The organism is uncultured Arcticibacterium sp. (genome assembly GCF_964021845.1).
Lineage (GTDB): Bacteria > Bacteroidota > Bacteroidia > Cytophagales > Spirosomataceae > Arcticibacterium.
In genome coordinates this window covers 1,078,033-1,104,746 of record NZ_CAXHZC010000001.1, presented here as the reverse complement: position 1 = coordinate 1,104,746, position 26,714 = coordinate 1,078,033, and the positions used below count along the sequence as shown (strand labels likewise).

Annotated in this window: 30 protein-coding genes and 1 tRNA gene; 6 read left to right on the top strand and 25 right to left on the bottom strand. The window is 36.5% G+C overall.

Going from position 1 to position 26,714, the window contains the following annotated elements:
• Window positions 1–4: 4 nt before the first annotated feature.
• Together AADJ06_RS04680 and AADJ06_RS04675 are read right to left on the bottom strand one after the other, a co-directional pair.
• Window positions 5–307, bottom strand: coding sequence for a DUF4286 family protein (locus AADJ06_RS04680; protein ID WP_341225243.1), 303 nt, complete (start codon window positions 305–307; stop codon window positions 5–7).
• 1 nt (window position 308) lies between these two features.
• On the bottom strand, window positions 309–866 hold the full coding sequence (locus tag AADJ06_RS04675) for a DUF6580 family putative transport protein (RefSeq protein ID WP_341225242.1): 558 nt from the start codon (window positions 864–866) through the stop codon (window positions 309–311).
• Between the two features lie 103 nt (window positions 867–969).
• Between AADJ06_RS04675 and AADJ06_RS04670 the strand changes: the two genes are divergently transcribed.
• Together AADJ06_RS04670 and AADJ06_RS04665 are read left to right on the top strand one after the other, a co-directional pair.
• On the top strand, window positions 970–2,529 hold the full coding sequence (locus AADJ06_RS04670; protein ID WP_341225241.1) for a DUF5723 family protein: 1,560 nt from the start codon (window positions 970–972) through the stop codon (window positions 2,527–2,529).
• A gap of 237 nt (window positions 2,530–2,766) precedes the next feature.
• Window positions 2,767–2,839, top strand: a tRNA-Lys gene (locus AADJ06_RS04665).
• Between the two features lie 112 nt (window positions 2,840–2,951).
• Here AADJ06_RS04665 and AADJ06_RS04660 read toward each other — a convergent pair.
• The 5 genes from AADJ06_RS04660 to AADJ06_RS04640 all read right to left on the bottom strand — a co-directional run bounded on the left by AADJ06_RS04660 (window position 2,952) and on the right by AADJ06_RS04640 (window position 7,224).
• A complete protein-coding gene (locus AADJ06_RS04660) occupies window positions 2,952–4,223 on the bottom strand; it encodes a sulfatase-like hydrolase/transferase (RefSeq protein ID WP_341225240.1) in 1,272 nt (423 codons plus the stop codon).
• Window positions 4,224–4,463: 240 nt separating this feature from the next.
• Complete coding sequence (locus AADJ06_RS04655) at window positions 4,464–4,739, bottom strand: Imm27 family immunity protein (RefSeq protein ID WP_341225239.1); 276 nt, start codon at window positions 4,737–4,739, stop codon at window positions 4,464–4,466.
• Window positions 4,727–5,335 (bottom strand): hypothetical protein, encoded by a 609-nt coding sequence (locus AADJ06_RS04650; protein WP_341225238.1) that lies wholly within the window; start codon window positions 5,333–5,335, stop codon window positions 4,727–4,729. Before AADJ06_RS04650 ends, AADJ06_RS04655 begins: the two co-directional genes overlap by 13 nt.
• Window positions 5,336–5,685: 350 nt before the next feature.
• Complete coding sequence (locus AADJ06_RS04645; RefSeq protein WP_341225237.1) at window positions 5,686–6,576, bottom strand: alpha/beta hydrolase; 891 nt, start codon at window positions 6,574–6,576, stop codon at window positions 5,686–5,688.
• Between the two features lie 72 nt (window positions 6,577–6,648).
• On the bottom strand, window positions 6,649–7,224 hold the full coding sequence (locus tag AADJ06_RS04640; protein ID WP_341225236.1) for a Crp/Fnr family transcriptional regulator: 576 nt from the start codon (window positions 7,222–7,224) through the stop codon (window positions 6,649–6,651).
• Window positions 7,225–7,608: 384 nt separating this feature from the next.
• On the opposite strand from AADJ06_RS04640, the gene AADJ06_RS04635 reads away from it, so the two are divergent.
• The gene (locus AADJ06_RS04635; RefSeq protein WP_341225235.1) at window positions 7,609–7,776 is read left to right on the top strand and encodes a hypothetical protein; all 168 of its coding nucleotides are present in this window, start codon (window positions 7,609–7,611) and stop codon (window positions 7,774–7,776) included.
• Between the two features lie 86 nt (window positions 7,777–7,862).
• On the opposite strand, the gene AADJ06_RS04630 is transcribed toward AADJ06_RS04635, so the two are convergent.
• The 16 genes from AADJ06_RS04630 to AADJ06_RS04555 form a co-directional block, all read right to left on the bottom strand.
• Complete coding sequence (locus tag AADJ06_RS04630; RefSeq protein ID WP_341225234.1) at window positions 7,863–8,414, bottom strand: hypothetical protein; 552 nt, start codon at window positions 8,412–8,414, stop codon at window positions 7,863–7,865.
• Between the two features lie 94 nt (window positions 8,415–8,508).
• A complete protein-coding gene (locus AADJ06_RS04625) occupies window positions 8,509–9,084 on the bottom strand; it encodes an immunity 53 family protein (RefSeq protein ID WP_341225233.1) in 576 nt (191 codons plus the stop codon).
• Between the two features lie 126 nt (window positions 9,085–9,210).
• Window positions 9,211–9,336 (bottom strand): tyrosine-type recombinase/integrase, encoded by a 126-nt coding sequence (locus tag AADJ06_RS04620; RefSeq protein ID WP_341225232.1) that lies wholly within the window; start codon window positions 9,334–9,336, stop codon window positions 9,211–9,213.
• A 232-nt stretch (window positions 9,337–9,568) separates the two neighbouring features.
• Entirely contained in the window at window positions 9,569–10,630 is a 1,062-nt protein-coding gene (locus AADJ06_RS04615) for a DUF748 domain-containing protein (RefSeq protein WP_341225231.1), read from the bottom strand.
• A 608-nt stretch (window positions 10,631–11,238) separates the two neighbouring features.
• The gene (locus AADJ06_RS04610) at window positions 11,239–11,904 is read right to left on the bottom strand and encodes a hypothetical protein (protein WP_341225230.1); all 666 of its coding nucleotides are present in this window, start codon (window positions 11,902–11,904) and stop codon (window positions 11,239–11,241) included.
• 258 nt (window positions 11,905–12,162) lie between these two features.
• Window positions 12,163–12,348 carry a hypothetical protein gene (locus AADJ06_RS04605; RefSeq protein ID WP_341225229.1) on the bottom strand — a complete coding sequence of 62 codons (186 nt, stop codon included), beginning with the start codon at window positions 12,346–12,348 and terminating at the stop codon, window positions 12,163–12,165.
• Window positions 12,349–12,518: 170 nt separating this feature from the next.
• Window positions 12,519–13,778 carry a hypothetical protein gene (locus AADJ06_RS04600; protein ID WP_341225228.1) on the bottom strand — a complete coding sequence of 420 codons (1,260 nt, stop codon included), beginning with the start codon at window positions 13,776–13,778 and terminating at the stop codon, window positions 12,519–12,521.
• 466 nt (window positions 13,779–14,244) lie between these two features.
• Window positions 14,245–14,496: a type II toxin-antitoxin system RelE/ParE family toxin gene (locus AADJ06_RS04595; protein ID WP_341225227.1), complete on the bottom strand. Its 252-nt coding sequence runs from the start codon at window positions 14,494–14,496 to the stop codon at window positions 14,245–14,247.
• Window positions 14,487–14,714: a hypothetical protein gene (locus tag AADJ06_RS04590; protein ID WP_341225226.1), complete on the bottom strand. Its 228-nt coding sequence runs from the start codon at window positions 14,712–14,714 to the stop codon at window positions 14,487–14,489. The genes AADJ06_RS04595 and AADJ06_RS04590 overlap by 10 nt, the downstream gene beginning before the upstream one ends.
• A 259-nt stretch (window positions 14,715–14,973) precedes the next feature.
• Window positions 14,974–15,675, bottom strand: coding sequence for a hypothetical protein (locus tag AADJ06_RS04585; protein WP_341225225.1), 702 nt, complete (start codon window positions 15,673–15,675; stop codon window positions 14,974–14,976).
• A gap of 123 nt (window positions 15,676–15,798) precedes the next feature.
• On the bottom strand, window positions 15,799–16,989 hold the full coding sequence (locus AADJ06_RS04580) for an aminotransferase class III-fold pyridoxal phosphate-dependent enzyme (RefSeq protein WP_341225224.1): 1,191 nt from the start codon (window positions 16,987–16,989) through the stop codon (window positions 15,799–15,801).
• Between the two features lie 2 nt (window positions 16,990–16,991).
• Window positions 16,992–18,188: a hypothetical protein gene (locus AADJ06_RS04575; protein WP_341225223.1), complete on the bottom strand. Its 1,197-nt coding sequence runs from the start codon at window positions 18,186–18,188 to the stop codon at window positions 16,992–16,994.
• A complete protein-coding gene (locus tag AADJ06_RS04570) occupies window positions 18,188–19,015 on the bottom strand; it encodes a GMP synthase (RefSeq protein ID WP_341225222.1) in 828 nt (275 codons plus the stop codon). The genes AADJ06_RS04575 and AADJ06_RS04570 overlap by 1 nt, the downstream gene beginning before the upstream one ends.
• A 49-nt stretch (window positions 19,016–19,064) precedes the next feature.
• Entirely contained in the window at window positions 19,065–20,162 is a 1,098-nt protein-coding gene (locus AADJ06_RS04565; RefSeq protein WP_341225221.1) for a carboxylate-amine ligase, read from the bottom strand.
• Window positions 20,163–20,543: 381 nt separating this feature from the next.
• Window positions 20,544–21,524: a hypothetical protein gene (locus AADJ06_RS04560; protein ID WP_341225220.1), complete on the bottom strand. Its 981-nt coding sequence runs from the start codon at window positions 21,522–21,524 to the stop codon at window positions 20,544–20,546.
• Between the two features lie 71 nt (window positions 21,525–21,595).
• Window positions 21,596–22,303, bottom strand: coding sequence for an alpha/beta hydrolase-fold protein (locus AADJ06_RS04555; protein ID WP_341225219.1), 708 nt, complete (start codon window positions 22,301–22,303; stop codon window positions 21,596–21,598).
• 107 nt (window positions 22,304–22,410) lie between these two features.
• Here AADJ06_RS04555 and AADJ06_RS04550 point away from each other — a divergent pair, with 107 nt between their 5' ends.
• Window positions 22,411–23,190 carry an alpha/beta hydrolase-fold protein gene (locus AADJ06_RS04550; RefSeq protein WP_341225218.1) on the top strand — a complete coding sequence of 260 codons (780 nt, stop codon included), beginning with the start codon at window positions 22,411–22,413 and terminating at the stop codon, window positions 23,188–23,190.
• A 56-nt stretch (window positions 23,191–23,246) separates the two neighbouring features.
• On the opposite strand, the gene AADJ06_RS04545 is transcribed toward AADJ06_RS04550, so the two are convergent.
• Together AADJ06_RS04545 and AADJ06_RS04540 are read right to left on the bottom strand one after the other, a co-directional pair.
• Window positions 23,247–23,693: a thioredoxin family protein gene (locus AADJ06_RS04545; protein WP_341225217.1), complete on the bottom strand. Its 447-nt coding sequence runs from the start codon at window positions 23,691–23,693 to the stop codon at window positions 23,247–23,249.
• A 114-nt stretch (window positions 23,694–23,807) separates the two neighbouring features.
• Window positions 23,808–24,149, bottom strand: coding sequence for a hypothetical protein (locus AADJ06_RS04540; RefSeq protein WP_341225216.1), 342 nt, complete (start codon window positions 24,147–24,149; stop codon window positions 23,808–23,810).
• A gap of 275 nt (window positions 24,150–24,424) precedes the next feature.
• Between AADJ06_RS04540 and AADJ06_RS04535 the strand changes: the two genes are divergently transcribed.
• Both AADJ06_RS04535 and AADJ06_RS04530 read left to right on the top strand, forming a co-directional pair.
• On the top strand, window positions 24,425–25,579 hold the full coding sequence (locus AADJ06_RS04535) for a parallel beta-helix domain-containing protein (RefSeq protein WP_341225215.1): 1,155 nt from the start codon (window positions 24,425–24,427) through the stop codon (window positions 25,577–25,579).
• Between the two features lie 84 nt (window positions 25,580–25,663).
• Window positions 25,664–26,713, top strand: a complete 1,050-nt coding sequence (locus AADJ06_RS04530; RefSeq protein ID WP_341225214.1) for a sialidase family protein — start codon at window positions 25,664–25,666, stop codon at window positions 26,711–26,713.
• Window position 26,714 lies beyond the last annotated feature (1 nt).

The window sequence follows — 26,714 nt, the reverse complement described above, 5'->3', positions numbered from 1 at the left end:
CAAACTAAATTTCTTCTAAGAGCGATTGAAAGTATACATATTTCCCGGCATACTTAGCATCCAAAATACTTAAAATTTTGGCTTTGTGATTAGCCTCTAATGTTTTATGGCTATCCAGATTGTCTAAGAAAAGTTGCAGAGAAATGTTCTGTCCGCCTGTTTCTATATCAGTAATGAGCTTATAGAGTTTTGAGGCGTTCACCTCTTCTAAGGCATTAAGAAAAGGCAAAACCTCTGTATTTAAAGTGTTCTCAAAAAGTAAAGCATGAGAATACTCTATACTGAAAGTAAAGCTTGATAAAATCAAATTATTTAGATTTAGCTGTAGTAGGCTTTAAAACAAAATGTCTGATAGTGAAATACGCACCAAAAAGAAGAGCAGTATAAAACACATCACCCATTAGCATATTTCTAAAGAAAGGAATTCCGGCAGTATAAGAAGCCATAATTCCAGCTAAATCATGCGTATAACCGTACTCGCTACCTGCGGCAGCTTTTGGGTAAAATAAGGCGAAGTTGGTCAACAAGAAAAAAGAAACAGAACCCGCTACGGAGCTTGTTAAAATATTTACAAAAGAAGCCTTCTTTAATAAGAAATATCCAATAACACCTATTAAAGCATACGCAGCGTATACTAATAAAGTACCCGAATGAAATCCAGTACCTGAATTTAATTCAAGAACCAGGTCGCTCAACACTATGGCAATAGCTGGAACTATTATTTTCCATTTTCCATCAAACACGAATACGCAAAAAAGGATAAGTGCCGTTATAGGCGTAAAGTTCATTGGATGAGACACCAACCTAGATAATGCAGCAAAGGCAACTAGGAGAATTACAGGAATTAGTATTTGTTTGTTTTTCATTTTTATCACTTTGCTACAAAAATAGTATTTGTCAATCAAGGAATCAAGCTTTCGGGAAAGGGCATTTAATTATATTTGTGACAAAGCATCACAAAAAAGCTTGTTGAAACCTTATTACGTCTTCCTTTTATTGCTCTTATTTTCAGGAAAAAGCTTCGCTCAAAACTTTTTGGGCATAAGCTCTAGCAACTATGGAGGAATACATGGCGTGCTCTTAAATCCTGCTAATGCGGTAGATTCTCGATATAAACTGCATATAAATTTGGCAGCGGCAGGTGTAGAGATTCAAAACAATTATGCACGCTGGAATGCCCCATTCTCACTTTTAAGCCTTACAGCAGGTACTGTAGCTCAAAAATACCGCTCGCCTACAACGGGTCTGCCACTTTGGAAAGCGGAATATTATAAACGTACAGGTGTTAAAAAAGTAAAAGCTTACATAAACTCAGAAGTTAGAGGGCCCGCCATTCAGTTTAGTTCGCCTAGGTTCGGAATTGGTGTAGCTGCCGGAGTTCGTTTTAGGCTCTTAAATTCTTTTGGAAATACTTCACCAAATATGGGTACCGCAATTCTCACTGGTACTAAAAACCCAATTTTACACTCCACCAATTTTGAAGATGAAACTTTCATGCTTAATGTGGGAGCTTATAATGAGATATATTTATCACTAGCCAAAGTGATTAGAGAAGAAAACGAAGACTTTCTAAAGGTGGGCTTTACGGTTAAAAGAATAACTAGCAACTTAAATCTTAACCTGCGAGGTGATGAAGTAGATTATTTGATAGACCCTATTCCGCCATCAAACGAATATCAGAACATAGAAGTGGCTAAAACTTCAGGTACTTTTTTTCATGCTTCAGGAAATACACCACCTTCTTTTTCATGGATGTTAGACCATATGACTTCACTAAGTGGAGTAGGGAATGGTTTTGGTGCTGACATAGGCTTTGTGTATGAAAAACGACCGAACTACTCCAGAGAGCGTTTCAAATATAAAGGAAGCTACGTTCCAGACCCTAGAATTAATAAGTATGCCTACAAGTTTGGCGTTTCTTTGCAGGATATTGGTTTCGTAAAATTTGCTGACCCACAAAATGTAAAAGTAGGTACGGTAGAAAGTACAGATGATTTTATTCCGCCTGCCACATTTTATCAGTTGAGCTCCACTGATGAATTAATTTCCGATATTGAAGAGGTTTATGACATTGATCAATCTACCTATTTGAGGTCTTTTAGGGTCTTTATGCCTGCCACATTAGTTATTCATGGCGATTATTTAGTAAGAGAAGGTTTTTACGTAAGTGGTGTACTTAGGCAGTATGTTTTGGGCAAAAAGAAAATAGGCCCTGTTGGTTTTTCGGGGATCTCGGTTATTCCTCGTTTTGAGCGTAAGCATATTGAATTTAGCTTTCCTGTTTCGCTAGATCAAGATTATTCAAATTTAAATCTAGGGGCTACCATGCGTGCAGGACCATTATTTCTTGGTTTTGATAATATCACAGGTTTAATAAATTTAGGCAAGCCAAGAGGTTTATCTATTCATGCAGGCTTATCATGGGGTTTTGCTCATAAGTTAGCCGAAAACGCAATGCTGGATTGTCCTGAACCTCAAAGAACCAAAAGAAGCTTTAGTTTAAAGGGTTTATTTAACAAAAGAAAATAGGAGGCCATAAAGGTTAATCATTTTTTTTCAAACCATTTTTTAAATTAATTATGGAAGGTGTAATTCTATAGGAATCAATACTTTGAGGGAATTAATGATGACGAATAAAGTAGTGCGGCGAAATGCAAATTTTAGATATTTATTCCCCAGTCTTTTTATTTCAAAAAGTTTACTCTACTTTTGCACTCCCAATCGGAACGAAGGTTTGAAAGTTCTGATGAAATAACAGAGAAATCTGATTCCGTAGCTCAGTTGGTAGAGCAATACACTTTTAATGTATGGGTCCTGGGTTCGAGCCCCAGCGGGATCACAAAAGCCACCGAATTGGTGGCTTTTTTTGTTATATGATGGTTTGGCTTTTAAGACTCAATTCAAATCGAAGCCCTATTTAGCTGCGTTCGAGCCTAATTGTTGTTGCTCGTTTATTTATTTATTAATAATTCATTTAATAATGGAGTAAGTCTGGCCAAGGCATCTTTTGCTTCAGTTGATTGAACATCTGAAATTGTTTCTTCAGGAAGATTTCTACAATCAACTAATACATTCCCCTTTTGATGTAAACGCCAACTACCATCAAATATGACAAAATCATCCTCATATCCAGCTGTAACCCATTTTCTTTCTTTTTGTTCTTTTCCCATTAGCAGGTTATTGAATGAAATTCCGTCAATATTAGTAGCGTCGTTAATCTTTGTACTGCTCAAATCGCAAATAGTAGGAAACAAATCTGCCATGTCTATAAGATTCTGATATTTCATGTTTTCAGGCAAAATGTCAGGATAGCGTATTATTAGGGGCACGTGCATTCCGCCATCCGTTAACGTCCATTTTCCGCCATTAATTAATCCACTTTTTGTTATTCTTGGTTCTTCTGATTGCGTACCATTATCACCAACAAATATTACAATCGTATTTTTGGCTATTTCTAGCTTATCGACTGCATCCAACAAAATACCTATTTGCTTATCCATATACTTAATCATATTGTCTAGGCTTGCTTCTCTTTTATCATCTGGAGTTAAAACAATAGGGACATGAGGTAGCATCATATTGTGCTGAATGAAAAATGGTTTACCTAATTGTTTGGACTGTTCCATCTGGCGTATTACATAATCAGTAAGTATTTCTGGGCCAAAAAGGCTATCTTTTTCGGTCGATATTTTACCGTCTTCGTTAATTGTGGCATTCCAGTATCGTGTTGTTTTTTTTTCATTGTGCCATATTTGCCAAACGCACCAAGAGTCAAAACCAGCGGATTTACAATGCTCTGGGTGGTATTCCATAGCTGCCATCTGCCATTTTCCTGTAACTGATGTTTGATAGCCATTTTGCCTTAGTAACTGTGCAGAAGTAGTCCATTTGGTATCAAAATCAACATATTCTTTAGTACCAAGGTGCACCGGAAGAACGCCCGTATATTTATGGCTGGTAGCATAGTTGCCTGTATAAATACTCATTCTGCTCGGGGTACATACCGGACTTGCATAAGCCCTTGTAAACATTACTCCCTGCTTAGCTAGTTTATCAATATTGGGAGTAAATGAAATTAAATCATTATAACTGCCTACTTTTTCGTAACCGAGGTCATCTGCTACAATTAACAGAATGTTGGGTTGTTCTTGAGCGAATGCATCATAAAAGCACAAAAGTGAAATAATGGTAATACTAAAAATTCCGAGACTTCTCTTTTTCATTTTACTTAAACATTTACTTATAATTATTCTATGCTTTCCGATTTGATTTTCATTTAAATCGTGCTCGCAAAGTTCTAATTGAGATTCTTAGATGGGGTTCTGGTATGGCACCGACTCCTAACGTGCTTGTGTATGATTTCATAAGGGATTGCGGGTTTCAAACCTATCAATTTACCATCTCAAAATGCTCGCAAACCACTGTACCGCCAATGAACTATACCCGTTGCTGTGTAGCGTAATTTATTCATTTTCAATTAATGTTCTAATCTGTTTTTCAAAGTCAACGTTTTCTGAAATCCATTTTTCAAAATCAATCAATCCAATATTAATAATATAAGGTTGACCTCCTCCGTGATATTCGCTAAAAGGGTAAAACGAAATCCAATTTGAATCAGAATTTTTAAAATATTCTCTCCAATTTACAGAATCGTTATAAATTTTTTCCAATCGAAATGAACCTATAAGCTCTTTATCAAGGCTGAAAATAGAAAGGTTTTTATATTTTAATATTTCCATGAGTCGATTTGGTCAATTTCCCATTTTTTATTTACTAATTTAAGAATCAAGCCGTTTTTACCCCAATAATATTTTTTATTCTCTTCTGAATTAAACTCAAAATAATCAATTGTAACATAAGTTTTATCAGTCGAAATATATTTGATATCAATTATTCTAATCCCGTTAATTCGCTCTTGTCCACCAGTCCATCGATAATAGTTTCCAAAATCACAGTTTGTCTGCTCATATTCATCTAAGTCCGTAAAAGTTGTTTTTTGAAAATCCGAGTACTTTACTTTTGCTAAATTTTCAATACAATCAGAATAGCTTTGCCTTTCTATATTAATCAAAGAGTCTGAAAATCCATGTGTTTTTAAGTTGTCAAGATATTTTGTGTAATCAAGTGTAGTCATTCCATTTTTAGATTCAACAAATTTGGGCTTAAATTCAGAATATTTCTTTTCCTTTATCGATGTCAAGTACCAGTCATAAAATCCGTTTACAACCTGTTTGATTTTAACAGAGTCCATATTTAACTTATCAGATGCTTTCAGATTACTTGAAAATCCAATAACGAGAATCAAAATCCATATTAACTTAACTATCTGCTTCATCGTTCGTTTTTATGCCACACAACGATTAGATATAATACATATTAACTATATCCATCTTGTATGATACACTAATCTAAGAGGTTTTTTATTGATTTAATATTTTTTGTAGATACATGTGTATATATCCGGCTGTCGGCGGACAGGTCTCTCAGGTACCGGCGTAGTTTTTTGCTACCATGGGCTTAAAGACTCTGGATTTGACGTAAAGAGAGTGCGAAGTATGTTGTATTGTATTCACCGCTTTAACCAGAGATTAAAGGAGCAGGGACGCCAAATTCGCCCAGTATTGACGGGCAGCGCTAGTAATATGCGTAGGCGTTTATGGCTTACGGCCGTTCAGTCGGGCTATTTCATTCTTTATAAAACTCTTTCAATAATTTATTAAATTCACTTGGATTGTGTTTCCAAGCGATATGCCCGCATTTCTCTATTGTTTCAACTCTCGCTGTTGGAAATCTTTTTAGAAGTTCAATTTTACTTTCGCCATAAATATCATTTTCTCCGTAGCTTATCATTATTGGGTAAGCCGGTTCATTAAATTCTGATAGAAATTTATATTTAACAAGCTCTTTCCTTGTTTTATTAACTGGCTCAGCATGTATTTTTTTAAAAAAGGCATCTTCAAATTCCGGTTCAAAATAGTGTTTATGATAGTTTTTAATAACTAGTTTAAACATTTTTTGATATGCTTTATCGCTTCCAAACATTCCAAGTAATGAATTCCAGCCCATAGTAACCCAATCCTTTTTAGAAGCGTTTTCCTTATTAAATTGCATTACTTCTTTTTCTGTTTTCTTCCATGTTTCATTTGTGCCAGAACTCGGGCTACATAGAAATAAACTTTTAACTTTCTCTGGTCTGGCTTCCGCATAGATTTGAGCGTATAATCCGCCCCATGAATGCCCAAATAGGTGAAAACTATCTATTTTTAAATATTCACTTATGGCATCAATATCGGAAACGTAATCTTCTATTTTGTATCCACAGCCATTACATTCTGATAAGCCAACACCCCTTTGCTCAAAAGTTATCACCTGATACTTGTTTTTAAGTTGTTCCACTACTTCCAGCATGTCATCTGGCACTCCTGGTCCTCCATGAAGTAAAATAACTGTTTCAGGGTTTTCATCAGAATAGACTTTCAGGTGTAAAGTGGTTTCTCCGTTTTTTATAAACGCTGCGTTTTGTGCTTTTAGACTCATAGACCCAAGGATTGTTAATATTATTGTTATTGCTTTCAAATCTTAATTATTAATTATTAAGCAAAATTAGAATGGAGTCTAAGGCTTTCCATTAACAAATGATAAAATCAATCAGCTAGAGAAATCTTTACGAAGTCTACTTAAAGAGATGTTTGTAATTCCTAAATAAGAGGCAATGTCGGTGTGTGGAATAAGGTTTTCTAAAAGGCGGTATTTCTTTCTGAATTCTACTAACCTTTCTTTTGCTGTTAAGGAAGCAAGTCCAATTTCTTTTTCAACTTTTGCCATAAGTTCATTTTGAAGAACAGTGTTTCCAAAATGTCGGATTTCTATGTTTTCAATCATTAAACGCTCAAATTCTTTGGCATTCAATGATGCCATTTCAAGCTTAGTCAAAGCTTTGAAATTTAGATTAGAAATGTTTTTTGAAGTTCTTATAGATTGAGGTGATAGAATGTTGTTTTCAGTGAATAATGATATAGTAATTTCTTCACCATCTGGACTTATTAAATAGCTTTTACAGACTCCACTCAGAATAAAGTATTCCTTTTCATTTCGCTTGTTTCTTTTGATAAAAACGTCCCCTTTTTCGAAAGTTTCAAATATTAGTAAACCATCAATTTTTTGAAATGACTCGTTAGATATTGGAAAAATTCCGTCAACTATATTTTTTACTTTCTTATTCACACCATTGTTTTGTTTGCTCGCGGGTAACGTTCCGTCTAAGATGTAGTAGCCTTTTAAAAGGGTATCTACATATATTACAATTTGCGTGTCTTTGATAACGAATATAGTTCCAATTTGGAACAATCCAAAGGGTGAAAGACAGGGCGTCCTTATCCCAAGCTAAAGTGTGTGGATTGGGTTACTTAGTATCTGACGTATGGAGGAATACTGCGATTTTTTCGGATGGTAAAATATAATGGGAGAATGAGGCTTGTTAGCTGAAGCCCAAAAATCATTAATTGAGATAGCCGAATGCCCATCATGCCATAGCCAGACATTGAAGATTATAAGGACATTAGAGCCAGAAAGAGGGCCGCCAGTTCGCCTAAAACCAAATTTAAAGCGATGGGAAGAGACAAAATAACAAGTAGAAAAATAACTCCAAAATCAGGAGATGGGAGAGGTCTGTCTGATGCTTACATTTTTACCAAAAGGAGTCATCTAAAAAGCATCAATAGCTGCGAAAGTCAAAGAAACATAATTGAAATTATAGCTACATCAAGCTCTTCCTAAACCACAAATCGCAAAGAAGTTTTATTGAAACCCCATAGCCCTAAGAGGGGGCTTGAGCTCAACATAGGCTCAAATGAACCGAAGCCTTACTTCGCTGCATTCGAGCCTAATTGTTGTGTGGTGTTTTTTATTTCAATTTTATTGGTTTTACTATCATAAGTCATCGTCAAATGTCTGTCCCAATTCATAAACTCATCGCAGGTAAACTCAAGTTTTGAGTCGTCCCATTTCTTGAATTCAATCATATCCATTTGAATCGGGCTATCAATGGGCGTCTTTTGTTTTAAGTCTTTTATTATTTTCTCAAGGTTGTAATAATCAGCTATAATAAATTCGCCATTTGGTGCAACTGTCAAATCATGATACTGAGGCTGGTCTTCTAGATTTATCACATCTCCTGATTCTATATCAAGTTGATACAAGTAGTCTGATGTTAAAACCAACACTATACTTTTAAGTGTCGAAATGGCCACTTTTCTAGGAAATCCACGAAATTGTCCGCACCACTCTGAATAGTCGCCTGTCGTGAATTTTATGAAAGTCCAACTTTGAGAATTCCACGCACTCTTGTTGTCATAAATTCTTTCGCTGTATTCACCTGAATATGGTTGACTAATTATTTCAGCTTCGATTATCATTCGAGGTTTCGGTTCTTTTAATGCCACACAACGTTTCCGCTATGAAAGGTGTCCCGAAGAGCATGTTTTTATAGCGATTGTTGGCACCGGTTTTTTATTTTTTGGTTGTTAAAATCAAGTCGTTTTCAAGGTCTTGAAGTCTAACCTTCAATTCGTCTCCGATTTTATAATTCAAATCAAATTTCTCTAAATCAGATTGGTTGAAATCAATTTTGATAAAGTCTTTGACTTTAATGTTCTTATACTCAACTTTTGGAATTTCAATCAGTCTGAGGGTTTCTTCATTTACAATTGTCGCCTTAGCTGGCGTCCATATTTCAGTGCTATGTCCTTTTAATGGAAGATAAATGTCATAGTGGAAATCCTTATCAGAATGGTTTGGAATTATTTCATCAAGAAAGATTTCAAAAACTTGATTTAAGTTTTCAGGTCCGCAAGAAATGTCTAAAGTTTCTTTGTCGGTTTTAATAATAAACCAATCGTGTTCGTACGCTGGATTTTGAAATTCGCTCTTAAAGACAAGTTTGTCAAGGCACGTTTCCGCTAAGTCAATTCTAATTGTCCAACCTGGATTGTCCAGAGTTGCAATTGAATATCCATAACTGTGTTCCCAATCTCCATTACAATTGAGCTTGTACCAATCTTGAATGCGTTCAATTGTATCTTTCACTGTCTGTTTTTAATGGGTGCCAACATTAGTGTAGATCTACTTTTTGCCTTGAGGTGCGTCTATATCGTTATTGTCTGGACTTCTTCAAGTTCTAATTAGTACTACATTTTATCAAAAATATCGAAATTATCCATAAAGTCTAAAGGGCTCTTCACTGTTTACCGCCAAAACATGGGTATAAACTTCCGTTGTTTTACTACTACTATGCCCTAGCATACTTTGAATAATTCTAAGGTTTACGCCTTCTTGCAAAAGGTGGGTAGCGAAGCTATGTCTCAGTGGGTATCCTATTTAACCAGTTCTACGAATCCAAGATTGAATAAAATTGAAATTCTGAAGAATAATATCTTACGTTCTGTTTTGTTAAAAATGGCATTTAAATATGCTAAGGGGAAAGCTCTCTCATTAAAGCATCTAGGAAAGTACCGAAGAACATTCTTAAGAACTCAGAAAACCCTCTCACTTTGAAGTTAATTAATTAGCCTTAGTTTTCCTTGTCTTGAAATGCGTCTTTAAATTCTATAGTATTGTCCACATTGTTATTAAAAGCTTCTATCCAGGCGTTTTTGATTATACTTCCCACGGTAGGCCAAATAGCCGTTTCCACGTCAGACAAGTCTCCCTCAAAGGGTACTTTCATGGCCACTGTGTCTGTTTTTTGATTCTTAAAAGTAAACTTGAAGAAACCAATGAAACCTTCCCACACGGTCTCTAAAAAATTATCTTCTGAACCTATTAGTTTTGAGTCTTTTAAGAATGGTTTTAGATAGCCTTTGAGGTAACTATCTGCAATGGCCATTTCTCCGTAAAGGTTAAAGACACCAGACTCAAAATCAACTTTACCGTAGTAAGTGGTTAAATCATTGAGTGCGGTAACATTAGCGTTTTCCAGTTCGAAACTGATATCCATATCCGGAATTTCTTTAAGAAGATTAATTCCGCCATTAATAGCAAAAGTACCATTACCAAACGTTTTGGCGGTCATATTAAAGGGGCTGGGTAAAGTTCGTTCGGAGGAGATTACGTTGCTTAGATTGTCTGCTGAAAGCTCTAAATTTTCCATTGCTAAGTCAACCTTAGGTTTTGAAGATACCATAAGTAGACTTAAACGGCCATCATGTATTTCAAAATGATTAATGTCTAAAGGAACAATGTCTGTCAGAGCCTTTGTCCAATCTTCTTCTTCTGTCTCTGCAGTTTCCTCTTGGTCTTCCATGACATAGATTATCTCAGGCTTATTCAATATTATTTCACTTACAATACGGCCTTTAAATAAAGACTTCCATTCCACGGAAATGTCTGCCTCTGGCAAATTAATGAAAGGAATTTCTGTACCCGCATCTACCACCGAAAGGTGCAAACCTTTAATAACATAGGCACCTCTTATAAGGGCAATGTCAACCTCTTTAACCGCTCCAGTATAACCTGGAAGCTCTACCAGCACATTATTTAGGTAGTTTTTAACTAGGGTAGGTAGGAATAATCGGAAAATGATTAATAGAGCAGCTACTACCAGTAAGGCTTTCCTTTTACGATGTTTCTTCATGACGCTTATAAATATTATATGGAATGCTTAAATTAAATTAGTCTGGACCCCATCAGTCAAATAATAACCAAAGAGAATCTTTAATTCTCAGAATACTTTCAAAGTACGCAAGATGCCGTCCTATGGTTTAGAGAATCAAATGGACTATCCTTATTGGGGTTTTTGAGCTATTCTTGGCAGCGTAAAATTGAAAAATAGATTACTTGGCTCAGGTGGTCGCCTCATGGTGCTTGTGGGGTAAACACCTTTAGGCAAATTAAAAGAAAGCTCCAGAAGCTAAATATTGACAGAAAGACCTAAGATTATAAAGGCAGCTTCATTAAGCAGATTCTTTGCGACTTTAAAGAAGCTAAACTTCAAAATTCATTGGATGAAAGTAGAGGGGATTATTTCGGATTTTGGGCTTTCAAGAAGGACTAAATTGAAAAGTTCTGTGGTCAAATATCCTAAAGAGCTCGCCCACAAACTTGTAAGCATTTACACAGCGGTAAAATTAGGCTCTAAGAATTGAGCAATCTAAGACATTCTCAGATGTGAGGTTCAAAGAAAAAGAGGCTGCCTCGTACTTTTGAGACAGCCTCTTTTTTATAACACTATATTAAGACTTCTTAATAGGCTGCGATGCCATAATAGTTACAGACTTCATTGTAATTACTAATGTCAACATTGGCTGCTCTTAACTCCTGAAGAACTGCCTCTTTTCGGCTTGCAAACCTGCCATTGCCATCTTTGGTGGTTACACCTGTACCTTCTATTACAACTAATTTCGCCATGCTTATTTCAGGTAAATCTGCATTGGCTAGTATTCCACCATCTTCTTCATAGCAAAGAATTCTGTAAGTACCACTAAGTCTTGTGGTTGCCACGTTACTGTTGAATAAATAATTTATAAACTTAAAATCCGGATTACTTCCAGGAATGGAAATAGTATACTGTGATTTTTCTGCTAGCTGTATATATCCTAAGATAACATTCTCTTCTATTTCTTGATCAGTAAATTCGGTGTTTAAGTCCATCCAATAGGATCCCGTCCAGCTTGGATTAACAAATTTGAAAGTTTGGACATTTGCATTCCCGTCGGTACCATCTATGCCGTTGGTACCGTCTACACCATTCGTCCCGTTTGTTCCATCAGTGCCATCAACACCGTTACTACCTGCGGGGCCAGCGGGTCCTGCAGGGCCAATAGGTCCCTCTTCTCCTGTACAGGCAAAAATTGCTGCACTGAATATTAATGCTATGACGGAATAGTTGAAAAATTTGATTTTTTTCATGGTATTTTAATTTTGTGAGCTGCTAAACTACGTAGAGAAAAAGGCGTAAGGAAATTATATTATCGAGTTTTATTTTATGGTAAATGCCATAAGATAAGCAAGCTAGTATCTCACTAAATGTTTAGCCAACAGTGAAAAGCTTAGGCTAAATATGACTGAAAAGGTGGACGAAACTTCAAAATAGAATCGCTCGAAAGTAGGGATGGGGATTTCGGATTTTGCGGGATGAAAGGGGAAATTATGACCTATCCTTGGTTCTTAAGAATGCCATTTATGGAAACGCTTCATTACGGTTTTGTTTGAAAGGACATTTCCTTTGTCTGCCTGGGTTAAACCAATTTTGATTTCTTCTTTCTCATCAATGGATAAATTAGTCCACCAGTCTTGGTGTTTCTTTTGGTGAACTGAATTAACTAAATCAGGTTTTGTTCTTTTAGAATTCATAGGTATTTGTGATGTAATTTTTAGACTGATATAGACTCTTATAAAGCAAGGAAGACTTTGCCCAGCGAGGTTCATCAAAAACTCACAAATATTAATTCCTCTAATGTCAAGCCAGAGGCTTTATAACGCCTAACCTAAGCTACAAGCTTAGGAGAGCAGAAGAGCAAATTTTAAAATCTATAACCTAGCAAAAGAAAGTATCTTTTTGTTGAAGATTTTAAAGAACGATATTTCGACATCCCATTTCCGTTTTCATATCTTACCTCAAAAGAAAGTCGATTATACTTGATACCAGTTCCCACTATTAAACCTTGTTCAAGCTTTCGCGTTTCATATAGCACTCTATCCTCAAGGAGGATTTTAGTTGGCTCAAGACTTGATTCTTCAATTCTATTGTTGGTTTCACTAATAGACAATCCATTTGATATTCCACCATTTAAAAATATAAATAAATGACCAATCGGATATTTAAATCGAAGCAAATTGTTGATTTTCAGGTATGAATAACCAATTTGTGAGTTTATTACTGAATAGTAGCCACTCTTTTCATAATTAGTTTTAACCTTATATGTTGAGAATAAAATTTCGTTATTTATTGACCATTTACCCTGATTTCTTGGTAATACTAAATCGAAAAATACGCCAGATGAAAAATTAACAGATGAATTAAATTTTGTTTTAACAAGATAGTCGAAATTATAACTACTAAATGATAAGGAAGTGGATGATAAACCTGCTAAAACACCAATTTCCATATGAGACTTTTCAAATTCTTTTTGAAAAGAAATAGCTGATGATGAACATTTATAATAATACTGGAAAAGTTCTAACAAGTCCTTTTGATTGTAAGAAGTTTTTTCAATTTTGCGATTTATAGTTTTACAATCATTCAGGTAGAATGCCAATTGGCCTAAATAATTTTTATTTTCCGATATTACTCGTTTACCATCTTGCTGTCTTAGATACCTTTTATATTCTAATAGGCTAAATGCTGAATCCTGCTTGATATAAAAATTCTCTTTACTCTTGGAGTTTTTATAAAAATATAAACTTTTTTCACCTTGATATAGCGTTTGAAGGAATGCTGTATCCACTCTTATATTTATTTCCGACTCTTCTTTTAAATCGTTCGTTTGTAAAGGAGAAACTTCAATGTGAATGATTCCACTCACGTAAATTTCTCCTTCCACTTGAAATTCAGTTATATCAGTGGGTTTAAAGGAAATTGGCTTATCATCCATATTGGCTTTAAACTTAATATTGTCAGGGTTATTTTTCCAATTTCTATAGTTCACAAACCCGTATAATGTGTCAGTTTTATTTTTAACCACATAGCCAGAGATATAATTATTCTGAGAATATGCTAATTGAAAAGCTAAAATTCCAATTGTCAATAATCCCATTTTTTTTAATCTTTCAACCTTACTCATATGTGAAAATTTAGTTTTATGGCGTACACCCCTTACTCAATCAAAAAGTGCAGAATCAAATTTTAAATCCAGACTAATCTAGTTGGTTTTTAGTAACTCTCAAATGTTTTGTGACCACGGCTGTATATATGAATACTGTACCTTATAATTATCCAAAACTGCATTTACTTTTGCCATTTACGGGCAAATTTGTTGCAAATCAATGTCTTAATATATGGGGAAATATGGGTGTAAAAATCTGCGGATAGATGTAATGTATGTGCGTCTTCAAACCGCTCATTGTTAATTTTAAACCCAGAAGAATAATTTACAAATATGGGTTAGAAGACGGAAGAACACTCATATGAAGTTATGAAGACTTCCCTCGATGGAATGAGTAAATATTTTAGTGCAAGCGTTTATCTAAAAAACTCACAAATATAATTTTATAGTGTCAAGCCAGAGGCTATATAACGCCTAACCTAAGCTACAAGCTTAGGAGAGCAGACTGAATTCGATAAATTATGTAGTTGTTTTTATCTACAAGACCTTTATGAACATTCTTAAACTCCCCAGTAGCAGGACATATTTTGGGGTATTTGCTTATTCTATTTAAAAAGTTCTGTAGGTTCTGCTCTAAATTCAGAATTTCAGCAATCGTCCATTCTTTTTCTAAATAATCAATAACCTTTTCTAAACCAGCCTCTGCTTGTGGAGTCCAAACAATGTTTAATGCCATTTTTGAAAACGGTTCATTACTGTTTCGTTAGAGGCTAATTCTCCATTATCTGCTTGATTCAAGCCTATCTTAATCTCATCTTGTTCCTCTTTAGACATTTCAGACCACCAGTCCGTTTGTTCTTCTTCAAAAACTGATTTAAGCTTTTCAAGAAGGCTTTCTTTTTGGGTTTGGAGCAAAAGGTGCATTAATTCTAGTTTTGTAGCTTCTATGTTCATTTTCTTAAATTTGGTATAACAAATATAGTTTTTTTATGCTAAGTCTTGTTTTCAATTAATTGAGTAAAGATTTCAAGGAAAATACCTCTGTCTTAAGACATGAAAAATTAAGAAGCAAGACCTTTTTAAAGTATTCAAATGATGTTGAGGTCATTTTACTGATATCGGCCTGAAGACCGAAGAACGCTCGTACAAAGTCAGAAGACTTTGAACAGCCGGTATCGGTCAAAAGATCGAAGAGTACTCCTACGAAAGTTCTTTACTTCCATTCAACCTTACCCTTGATTGAGCCTGGAAATTCGTCATCTGCTTTATCGACTAAAATTTTAACTTTTGAGTTACTTTTGGAAACTATTGAATTCAACTTAGTGGCTTGAAGTAGCACGCTTTCTTTTTCAATAAATTTCAATTGCTGACTAAAACTTAAGTTCCTTGAGGTAATAGAAAATAAAAAATCTTGAAGGTTGTCGGGTTTTAACGAAAACATTTCTCCAAATGAAGTACCCCCACCTTCGCCACCAATAGTTCCAATATTGAAGTTTTTATAGTTCTTTAAGTCTTCTAGTGTAGCAAGACCATTTCTCTTTTTAAGGCTTTCTTGATCTATCAGGTTTCTATTAAGTAAGGTGATTTTTACATCATAAAGTGGATAATTAGTTTCATTAGAAAAATAAAACTGATAGTAGAAACCGTTTTCATTATTGGATATTTTCAGAATTTCAACAAGTCCGTAGGCGTCTTTTCCAGTGGTATAATTTAGTAATTCATTTTGGGCGTATATCAAATCTTCCGAATTCTTATTTAATTTGTTTTGGAGTCGAATTATTTCCTCGGTTTTATTTTTTAAATCAGCATCTTTTTTAGTGTTGGAAATATGTGCATTAATGGCAAGTCCACCAGTTATTAAAACCGAAACAATTATAAAAATTAATTCTGTATCCATTTTTTGGTTTTTTTTCATATCAACTTTAATAGTTCTAAACTCAAGTAACAAAGGAAAGTCACTAGAAACCTGATTGAGCATTACTGTTTTAAGTGATTTTTTAAGATTGGGGAAGACTTCAAAATAAAATTATCGACTAAATTACAAAGCCCCCAAAATCACCTCACAAGCCTCATGAATCTGCTCGTCTGTAATGGTTAGGGGAGGAGCTATTCGCATGGCATTGTCGCAGTATAGAAACCAGTCGGTGATGACGCCATTGGCTATGGTGCGGTCTATCACGGCTTTCATGTATTCAAAGTCGGCCATTTCTGCTGCCAGCATGAGTCCTTTACCGCGTACTTCCTTAATTTTTGGGTGTATCAACAGGCTCTTAAAAAGCTCACCTTTTCTTAGGGTTTCGCTGTGGTCTATTTCTTCGTGAATAATATTTACCGTGGCCAGTGAAGCCGCACAGCTTACAGGGTGCCCACCAAAAGTGGTGATATGCCCCAAAATAGGATTGTCGGTAAATACGCTCATGATGGCCCTAGGAGCCATAAAAGCACCTATCGGCATGCCACCTCCCATGCCTTTGGCGGCTAGTAAGATGTCCGGCACTACGCCATATTGTTCAAAAGCCCAAAACGAGCCTGTACGCCCAAAACCATTCTGTATTTCATCAAAAACCAGCAAGGTTCCTGTTTCCTTACAGCGTTTTCCTAAGGCTTCTATATAAGCTTGTGTGGCAGGTCTTACACCACTTTCGCCTCCTACGGGTTCGTAAAAAACAGCAGCGGTTCGTTGTGTAATAAGCTCTAAATCTTCAAAATTTTCACGGGCTATTTTGCGTATATCAGGTAGGGTAGGCCTAAAATTTCTTTTGAATTCCTCGTCCCCCAAAGACAGTGCTCCCTGTGTACTGCCGTGGTAGGCATTATGAAAAGCTATGATTTCTGGGCGGCCGGTGTATCTTTTGGCCAGTTTCATGGCACCTTCTACGGCCTCTGTGCCGGAGTTGGTAAAGTAGGCATTGTCTATGGCGAGTCCACTGCTGGTTTTGTAAGGAGCTAGGGTGTCTGCCAATGCTTTTGCCAACATCACTTGCGGGCTTTGCACATATTCGCCGTACACCATCTGGTGCAGGTATTGGTCGGCCTGGTCTTTTATGGCTTGCACCACTTTTGGGTGCCTGTGGCCCACATTACTAACAGCTATTCCAGAAATGAGGTCAATATGCTTTTTCCCCGTTTTGTCTATCAAATAAACGCCCTCGGCTTTGGTAAATTCCAATGCCAGTGGGAAGTCGCTCGTTTGAGCCATGTTTTCCAGAAATACTTGTCTTAAATGCATGCTTAAGCTGTTTCAAAAAATACTGAGCTACTACCTACCCAGTCAAAATCTTTATTGTACGCCACGCCTATCATTTCTCCCTGACTTAGGCGAGCCAAATTCGTTAATAATTCAGGGTGTTTTTTTCCCACTGGCCAAGCGAAAAGTAAGCGTATTTCAGCTTTTATCATTGTACCATCTGGGTGTTTTACCACTGGTTCATATTGTACTTTTCTTTGAAGTATGTAGTTTTGCTTATCTTCTATTTTGTCTAGTTCTTCTGCTTTTGGGTGCAGGTTTACTCCTGTACCAGCAAAAGAGAACAGAGGCTTTAAAACGTGGTTTTCTAAATCTTCAGGGTAAGCCTTTAGTTTATCCAAATATTTGCTCTCTGGTATGTACTTGCTTTTTAGCAGCGGCATACAAAACTTGCTAGCTCTATAAAACCAATGAGGATGCGTAATCCATTTAACATCTGCATTTTTTAAGATATCAATGTTAACTTTCAGTTCAGGGTAGCTTTGCTCTATTTCGTCAAAAATAACGCGATTATAAATGGCATCAATCTTAATTTCTTCTTCGCCTTTTTTATAATAAAGCACACCAGCTTTCACAAAAACCTTACTGAAACAAACGGTTTCAATGCCCCAATAAGTCTTGGTCAATTCAAAGTCGATTCTGGTCTTTTGTTTCTCTGGGTAAACTTCTAGCAAAATAGTATTTTCAGAAGAATTGCTTTTTAGCACTTTCTCCATCTTATTTATATAACTAAAAGCATTAAGCTTATTAAAGTATGGCGAGTGTGAGGCCGCCACATCAAAGAACTTCTTATACTTGCCGGCCAAATAATTTTGGTAGCCAAAAAGTGATGCAAAACCCTGAAGCTCTATTAACTGAGGTTCTAAACTGCCGTCTTCTGCTTTGGCTATCGCAAAATCTATTGCCAAGAAATGCGGGTTTTCCGATTCGTTTTTGAAACGATATTCTTCTGGAATAGCCGCTTCGGTTTTATCTTTGAAATCTTTTTTCTTAATGCCACTGATAACATCATTTGCTGCCATCAAAAACTTTGACTTTAGCTCTCGGTCTATAAAAACTGGGCTTTCTGCTATTCTAAAATCAAGATTCCCCGGAAACTCTGATTCTACTTCTGCTACGAGCTGCTGGTACTTTTCTGTACTGAAAGACTCGTTAAATTTATCGCGTGCGGTTTTGTGCATTATGCTGTAGGTAAACTAATGTTTTGGAAAGCGTTTTTTAAGAATTTCGGGATGATGATGGACTCCGTCAATTTGATTTTGTCTGGGTCATTCAGTTGGTTTATCATGGCTTCGTATTTGTCTTCGCCATGTTCGTTTACCACCGCCATTTTCTTGTCGGCTTGTAAAAAATAACGCTGCATGCCCTCGGCATCAGCCTCAGGATGAAACTGGAAACCTACTACCTCATCAGTAAGTCTAATCCCCATAATAGCCCTTTCTAAAGGAATATGTGGTCTAATTTTTTCCAAAGCCAAAATATGAGCTCCCTGCTTTTTTAGATTTTCTTCATTTGGCTGAATAACCTGATAGTCTCTAGAGTCTACTGCCCAAAATGGGTCTTCTAAGCCTTCAAAGAGTATTTCGTCTTTAGCCTCCTCTGTTTGATGAACAGACATCACACCAAAGGAGGTAGACATTCTTTTTGTAACCAATCCAAAATTAAAGTGCTGCACCATCAGTTGAAAAGAGTGACAGATAAGCAGCATGTGCTTTTTATCTTCATGGTTTCTGTTGTGAGCCAATAAGCTATCAAAGAAATCGAAGAATCTGTTTTCCCAAGGAGAACCCTGCACCACTGGGCTGCCAGGACCACCTGTTGAAATGAAAATATCGTAGTCTTCTATTTTAGGCAAAGCATGGTCACCTCTGACATCAAAAATGTCATAGTTTCCTTTCAGATTTTGCTGAGTCATGAAGTCGCCTACTAGCATTTTTATGCACCGCATTCCCTCATTGGGGTACCCGTCATAAAGGTCTAGAATGGCTATTTTTATATCTGCGAACATTATAGTTTGTCTTGATTCTGTTTTAAGAACAAAGGTCGCAAATTTTGGTTCAAAGACCGAATTTGGTTTCTTCTATTATGTAGTCTACCACAGATTTTAAGTCGCCTGTGTCTTTATAAACTGCCAGTTGTCTGTCGGCACCTGTTCCGTTATTTAATATTTGATGAACGTATTCCACTTCTTTTCTAGAACCTAAATCGTCTAAAACGTCATCTATAAATTCTAGGAGTTCCAAAATTAGCTCTCTAAAAGGCACTTCTTTTTCTTTTCCAAAGTCAATCAAATTTGCATTGATGCCGTCTCTGGCCGCACGCCATTTGTTCTCCGCTATTAAGATTCTTCTGTACGTTCTAAAGCTAAGGTTTTCTTGCCTAATTTTATGCAGCTTCGCAATGAGTGCCTGCATGATAGCTGCCAAACAGATGGTTTCGTCGGTTCGCATGGGCACGTCACAAATGCGGTATTCAATAGTAGGGTAGAAGGGATGCACTCTAATGTCCCACCAAATTTTCTTGCCGTTATCTATGCAGTTCGTTTTTATCAAAAGATTCACATAGTCGTCGTATTCGGCTGCGGAACTGAAATAATCTGGAATACCCGTACGCGGAAACTTGTCAAAAACCTTAGAACGATAAGACATAAAACCTGTATCTCGACCACACCAAAATGGCGAATTTGTGCTCAATGCATGAATGTGAGGAAGAAAATATCGAACCTCGTTCATGATTTTTATGGCTTCCTGGCGGTCTTCTATACCCACATGCACATGAAGTCCGAAAATAAGATTACCACGAGCCACGTCACGCATCTCGTTTATGATTTCGTCGTAACGTTCGTCTACTGTAATGAGCTGGTCTACCCAGTCAGAGAAAGGGTGTGTGCCAGCAGCGGCTACTTTAAGGTTTTTTTCTTCGGCCAGACTGATGACATTGTTTCTTAAAAACTGTACTTCATCTCTAGCTTCGCCAATATTCTGACAGATGTTGGTACCGGTTTCCACCACCGCCTGATGCATTTCTTGCTTAATACGTTCTTGAAGAATAACCTGCCCTCTGTCCACTATCTGAGACATATGAGATTTAAGCTCACGGCTTACCGGGTCTATTATCTGAAATTCTTCTTCTATGCCTAAGGTGAATAGTGACATTATGTTTCTTTCTTGGAAATATTTTGTTCTAAGTCTGTATTTAAAATGATAAAAAATGGAAAAACATCATCATGGCTCAGCTTCCGCTGGGGACTTCATTTTTTTTGCGAAAAAAAAGCGAAGCGAAAAAAAACATCCCGGCAGCGGCCGACCGCCTGTAAACTCACACAATCAAAATTCCTTTAAAGTTCTCCTTCTTAATAATACTAGTCCTTGAATTTTGACCGTGCTCAGACAGTACAGGGCTTTATAATGAATTCATTCATTTTTTATTTTACTGCGATAAATTCCTTAGCGAACCTGTATTTAATCATTTTAGAAATCGAGCATTTTAACATTAAAAACTGAATCATTAACTCCTCGGAGCATTGAACCATTTTATCATTGCTGAAGCTTCAAAATGTCCTCCTTTGTGATAGAAGACTGCATAAAAGTACCCCAAGTACAGTTATTTACGCCTGGTTTATTGCTTTTCGCTTTGGCTATGGCCATTCTTGCTGCTTTCTCTACTACCCATTCAAAATTCTCTTGTCCTACCGAATACACATCTGCATCAGGGGCAGGGTTACAGAAATCTATGGCGTAAGGAATGCCGTCTCTTATAGCAAATTCTACGGTATTGAAATCATAACCTAAAGCTTGGTTCAAATCCAAAACATATTTCTTTATCAAAGCCATTAGCTTCTTATGTGCTGGCCCGCTTGTTTTTGGCTCAGTGGCGTATCTCAGATGCATAGGCTTTAGTGGGTCATAAGGCATTATGAGCACATCTTTGCCATTAAGACAGTAGCATCTGTAATAGTCTGTAAAGATTATTTCTTCTTGCAGCATCATGACTAATTGCCCCGTTTCTTCATGCTTTTCCCATAAGTCAGACTCGCCTGTAACTTTATAAACGCTTTTCCAGCCGCCGCCATCATGCGGTTTCATGTAGGCAGGGAAGCCAATGGTAGAAAACATCTCGTTCCATTCCATCGGAAATTTTAGATTTCTGAAACTAGTCTCCGAAGTGTCTGTTGGTCTTTCCTTTGAAGGTAAAAGCATGGTTTTTGGTACCGGAATACCCAATTTGACCGCTAGGCAATTATTGAAGAACTTCTCATCTGCACTCCACCAAAAAGGATTATTGATAACAGCTGTGCCGCAGAGTGCTGCATTTTTGAGGTACGCTCTATAAAAAGGTACGTCCTGAGAAATTCTGTCTATAATGACATCATATTCAGTGTCAACAGCTTGCTCCACACGGCCTATTTGTACCATTTCGGCTACAATGTCCTTTTTCTTAGTTATCTCATTTACCCTATCTATAAAAGCATGCGGAAATGTGTTTTCCATGCCAAAAAGGATACCTATTTTCTTCATAATGGGTGACGAACGTAAAATTCTATTAATGCTCTAAAGTTCTAAATATGTAATTTGGATTGCAAACGTATTTATAAAAAGGCGTTTAAATATTCTGGAAACATGCTGTTCCATAGTGGCCAGTCGTGGGCTATCCATTTTTTCTCGTCATACCAGTGGTTTATCTGTTTATCGCCCAAGAGCCTCGACATAGCAATATTATCATCTCTACAAATATCCCAATCAGAAGTACCCAATACTATTTTCATGTGATTGTAAATCCAGCTTTCTGCATTTGGCATAAAGTCAATAGGGTTATTGAAGTAAACATCGTCGTCAAAATAGCCATCTAAGAAGTTTCGGATATTAAAAGAGGCACTCATAGCTATTAAAAAATCTACCAAGTCAGGATTTTTAAAGGCAAAATTGGCAGCATGATATGCTCCAAAACTACAGCCGCCTATGCCTATTCTGTGGGTGTTGGAATCTCGCTGAATGAAAGGGATAAGTTCATCTTTTAGAAACTTGGTGTACCTTTCGTAATTAGATATTCTTGATTTTGGTGGAAGGTGTTTGCCATAAAAACTTTCATTATCAATGCTTTCTATGGTGTAAATCTTGATATCGCCTCGGTTTATTTTATCGGCTACGCTGTCAATCAACCCGAAATTCTTGTTTTGGTAAGCGTCACCCATAGAAGTAGGGAAAAGCAAAATAGGAACGCCCCAATGGCCGTATGTCATTAAATCTAAGTCTCTCCCTAATGCGTGGGAGTAGAAGGAGGTATGTTTTTCTTGCACGTCTTATTATATTATTTTAGGAGTGATGAGTTAATTTTGGAACAAATTAGCTGAAATCAGCTAAAAAGAACCATCTGACCAAAGATTTTTTGGTTTGTCCAATACGAATGAAAATATACCAAGGACTAGAAGTCTTTTCTGAAAATATAAATAGGACGTTTGTCTATGATTTAGTATTCCCTCCAAACTATTCTAAAAAGCAGGATTATTCGCTTATGGTAATGAATGATGGGCAAGACTTTGAGAAACTTAAAATGAAGTCGGTTCTTGAAAGCTTTTGGAAAGAAACGGGTAAAGGTTTCATCTTTTTAGGCGTACACTGTAATCAAGATAGGCTAGCAGAATACGGTACAGCAGGCGTTTCTGATTTTAAAGGCCGTGGAGCCAAAGCAGCTCGCTATAAAAGCTTTTTATTAGAAGAGTTAATACCTCATGTAGCTGCTCGCTATAACTTGAAAGAAGGTGGTCATGCTTTCTGCGGTTTTTCTTTGGGGGGACTTTCTGCTTTTGATATAGTTTGGGAGACACCCAGAGTTTTTGACAAAGTAGGCGTTTTTAGCGGAGCTTTATGGTGGCGAAGCGTGGATTACGGGAAAACCTATAACAATAATAAACACCGCATCATTCATGAAAAAGTAAAGGCAGGAACGTATAAAGCTAACCTGAAGTTTTGGTTTGAATGCGGAACGGAAGACGAGAAGTCTGATAGGGATAAAAATGGTGTCATAGACTCTATAGATGACACCAGAGACTTAATAAAGGAACTCATGGCAAAAGGCTATGAGCCTAATAAAGACATAACCTATTTAGAAATAGAAGGCGGGAAGCATAATCAAGCTACATGGAGCAAAGCTATGCCTCATTTTTTACATTGGGCGTTTGCTTAAGCACAAAAAAACTCCATGAGTAGCTCATGGAGTTTAAATCTATTTACAATTAGTTCTTATTTCGAAGCTTTTGATTTAATACCATCCGCATGCACTATGGCCGTAGTAGCCACTTGCTTTAATTGCTCTGGAGACCTGTAGCCCAAAACTTTATGAACCACTTTTTGAGTTTCTGGGTCAATAAAAAGGAGGGTAGGGTACGCTCTTACGTTATACTTTCTTGCAATGGTTGGGCCTTCGCCTTTTTCCATATCAATTTTAGTACTCAAAAAATTAGAATTAAAATACTTTCCTAATTCTGCATCTGGAAAAACTCTTGTTTGCAACAATTTACATGGACCACACCATGAGGTATATGCATCCAAAAATATAAGTTTGTTTTCTGCTTTGGCTTTAGCTACTACCAATGCCCAGGCATCTTCTTCAAACTTGATTCCGCTTTGGGCGAAACTAACAAGGCTTGAAAAAGCCAAAAAGAGAGAAAGTATAGCAATTTTTTTCATTCGAAGTCTTTGTATTTTTAACACTAACGGAGTTTATACCTGTTATGGTTTGGCATTAAGACGATATTTTCATCTATCAGTTACTTTACAAAGATTAAGCCAGTTTATAACCAATTAATCTTCGTCGTCTTCGTCTTCTTCCGTGTTGATATAATCTAAGTCTCCAAACTTGTCAGAATACTCTTCTTTTACGTCGTCTTTTAGGTTTCCGTCATCATCAAAATCATCATCATCTTCAATGATAGCTTCCGCCTTTTCTACGGTCATTCTCACCAGATAATAACGCTCATCTGTTTCAAACGGTAATGCCGAAACGTAGGCTCCGTCTTTATTAGTAAAACGAATCAAATGTTCAGCAAATCCGAATGGATATGAAAGCTTAATTTGTTCCTGAATGTTTTCCTCGAGTTTATCAAAATCTTTGATTACTCTTGGTTTGCTAGTATTTTGAGTCATAATAGACAGCCTTTGTATTGAAAATTTCTGCTAAGTAAATTTTAAATGGATGATATATGCAAACGTTAAACGTAAATATTTTTAATGATTGCACAAACCATGCTGAAAACGTGCGAAGTACTGATAAAATAAATTTACAAATTATTTTCAGCAGCTTCAAAGTTTCAAAATATGATTTTAGTAATCAATGTTTTTCTTTAAAAAGCTTAAAGCTACTTCTAGTTTTAGGTCTAGAAATTTGATACTTTTAAATTAACAAACTAACCTTAACCCTCATGATAGTTAAAAAGTATTTGACCTTTCTCGTTTCTTTATTTTGCCTTAGTGTTTATGGGCAAAAAAACTTTCAAAAAGCATTACAAACGGAGCTAATCATGGCAGAAGATGGTGATGTGATAGAGGTGGAAGCTGGGCATTTTATGATAACTTCTACTTTGTCTATTGAAGGCAAAAAGGATATTAAAATTGTAGGAAAGGGAATGGACAAAACCATTCTTGATTTTGCTAATCAAACTGACGGAGCTGAAGGTTTACGCATTTCAAACATGGAAAATGTGCGAATTGAAAACCTAACGGTCAAAAATGCCAAAGGCGATGACATCAAAGCCATGAATGTCAAAAACATTACTTTTAAAAACGTAGAGACTAGCTGGGATGGAAAACCTAAATCTAGCAATGGAGCTTATGGCCTGTATCCAGTCATGTGCGACGGCGTAATGATTGACGGCTGTGTGGCTATTGGAGCATCTGATGCCGGTATTTATGTAGGTCAATCTAAAAATATTATTGTTAAGAATTCAAAAGCAATAAACAACGTGGCGGGAATTGAAATTGAAAATTCTATTAATTCTGAAGTTTTTGATAATGAAGCCTACGGTAATACTGGTGGCGTATTAGTATTTGATTTACCAGACTTGGTTCAAAAGAAAGGAGGGCAAGTCAAAGTTTATAACAATTATATTCACGACAATAACTATAAGAATTTTGCCCCGAAGGGAAATATAGTAGGGAAGGTTCCTCCCGGCACGGGTGTGCTAATACTGGCTACATCTGATGTAGAAGTTTATGACAATAGAATTATAAACAACCAAACTATGGGAACAGGGGTGATTAGTTATTACTTGACAGAAAACCCTATCAATGATAAAGAATACTATCCTTACCCCACCAATATTTATATTCACAATAATATTTATGAAAGAAAAGCTACCAAAACTACCTCAAAGGGCAGGTTTGGTAAAATGTTTAGGTTGGTAATTAAATTCGGGAAAGATGTGCCGCATATTCAGTGGGATGGCATAAAAGACATAGATAATAACGCCATGGTTTTGTGTATTAAAGACAATAAGAATCAGAGCTTTGCAAACCTAGATGCCGAAAATGATTTCAAAAATATCACAAGAGATGCCGCCGTGCATACTTGTAAGTAAAAATAAAAGACATTGGTAAGTATAGGACAGTCTATTTAATCCTTAACCATACTTTGCGATTCTATTCAATCCAAAAAAAATAAGATGAAGACTAAATTAATTGCTTTAGTACTACTTTTTTGTGCCTCAGTAAGTGGCCAGGCCCAAAAGTCGGCACTCCAAAAATCAGAGTTTATTTATCAGGAAGCACCATTTCCTAGTTGCCATGCATCTACATTAGAAGAGACACCCTACGGCATGGTGGCAGCGTGGTTTGGAGGAACTCACGAAAGACATAAAGATGTAGAAATATACTTTAGTCGTTTAGTAAATAATAAATGGACAGCTCCAGTTTCTGTAGCAAACGGAATTCAGCATAGTTCTAAAAGGTATCCTACCTGGAATCCTGTGCTTTATCAAGTGCCTAATGGTCCATTATTGTTGTTTTTCAAAGTGGGTCCTACACCTAGAACTTGGTGGGGCGAAATGATTGAGAGCAATGATGGCGGCCTGACATGGTCTGACGCCAGAAGGTTACCAGAAGATATTTTTGGACCTATTAAAAACAAACCAATACTTCTTTCTGATGGTCGTTTATTGTGTCCTACCAGTAAAGAAGTTGAAATTGACGATGTAGACCATTGGCAAGTATATTTAGAGGAGACCAGCGACTGGGGTAAAACTTGGACTATTTCTGGCCCATTAAATGATGGTGTGAAAACCAATGCTATTCAGCCAAGTATTTTAACGTATCCTGATGGACGCCTGCAAATGATATGCAGAAGTAAAGAAAGCAGATTAATGAACTTATGGTCTACCGACAATGGAAAAACATGGTCTGACATAGAAATTACAAACGTTCCAAATCCAAATTCTGGAACAGATGCCGTTACATTGAAAGATGGACGTCAACTTTTGATTTATAACCCAACAGTAAACGACCCAGGAAAATGGGGAGGGCCCCGTTCACCTTTGCAGCTGGCCACATCTACAGATGGAAAAAACTGGAAACCGGTTTTGACTTTAGAAACACAGAAAGGAGAGTTTTCTTATCCTGCTATTATTCAGTCGGCGGACGGAATGGTACATCTTACGTATACCTATAATCGTGAGAAAGTAAGATACGCTGTAGTTGACCCTAAATTATTAGATTAAT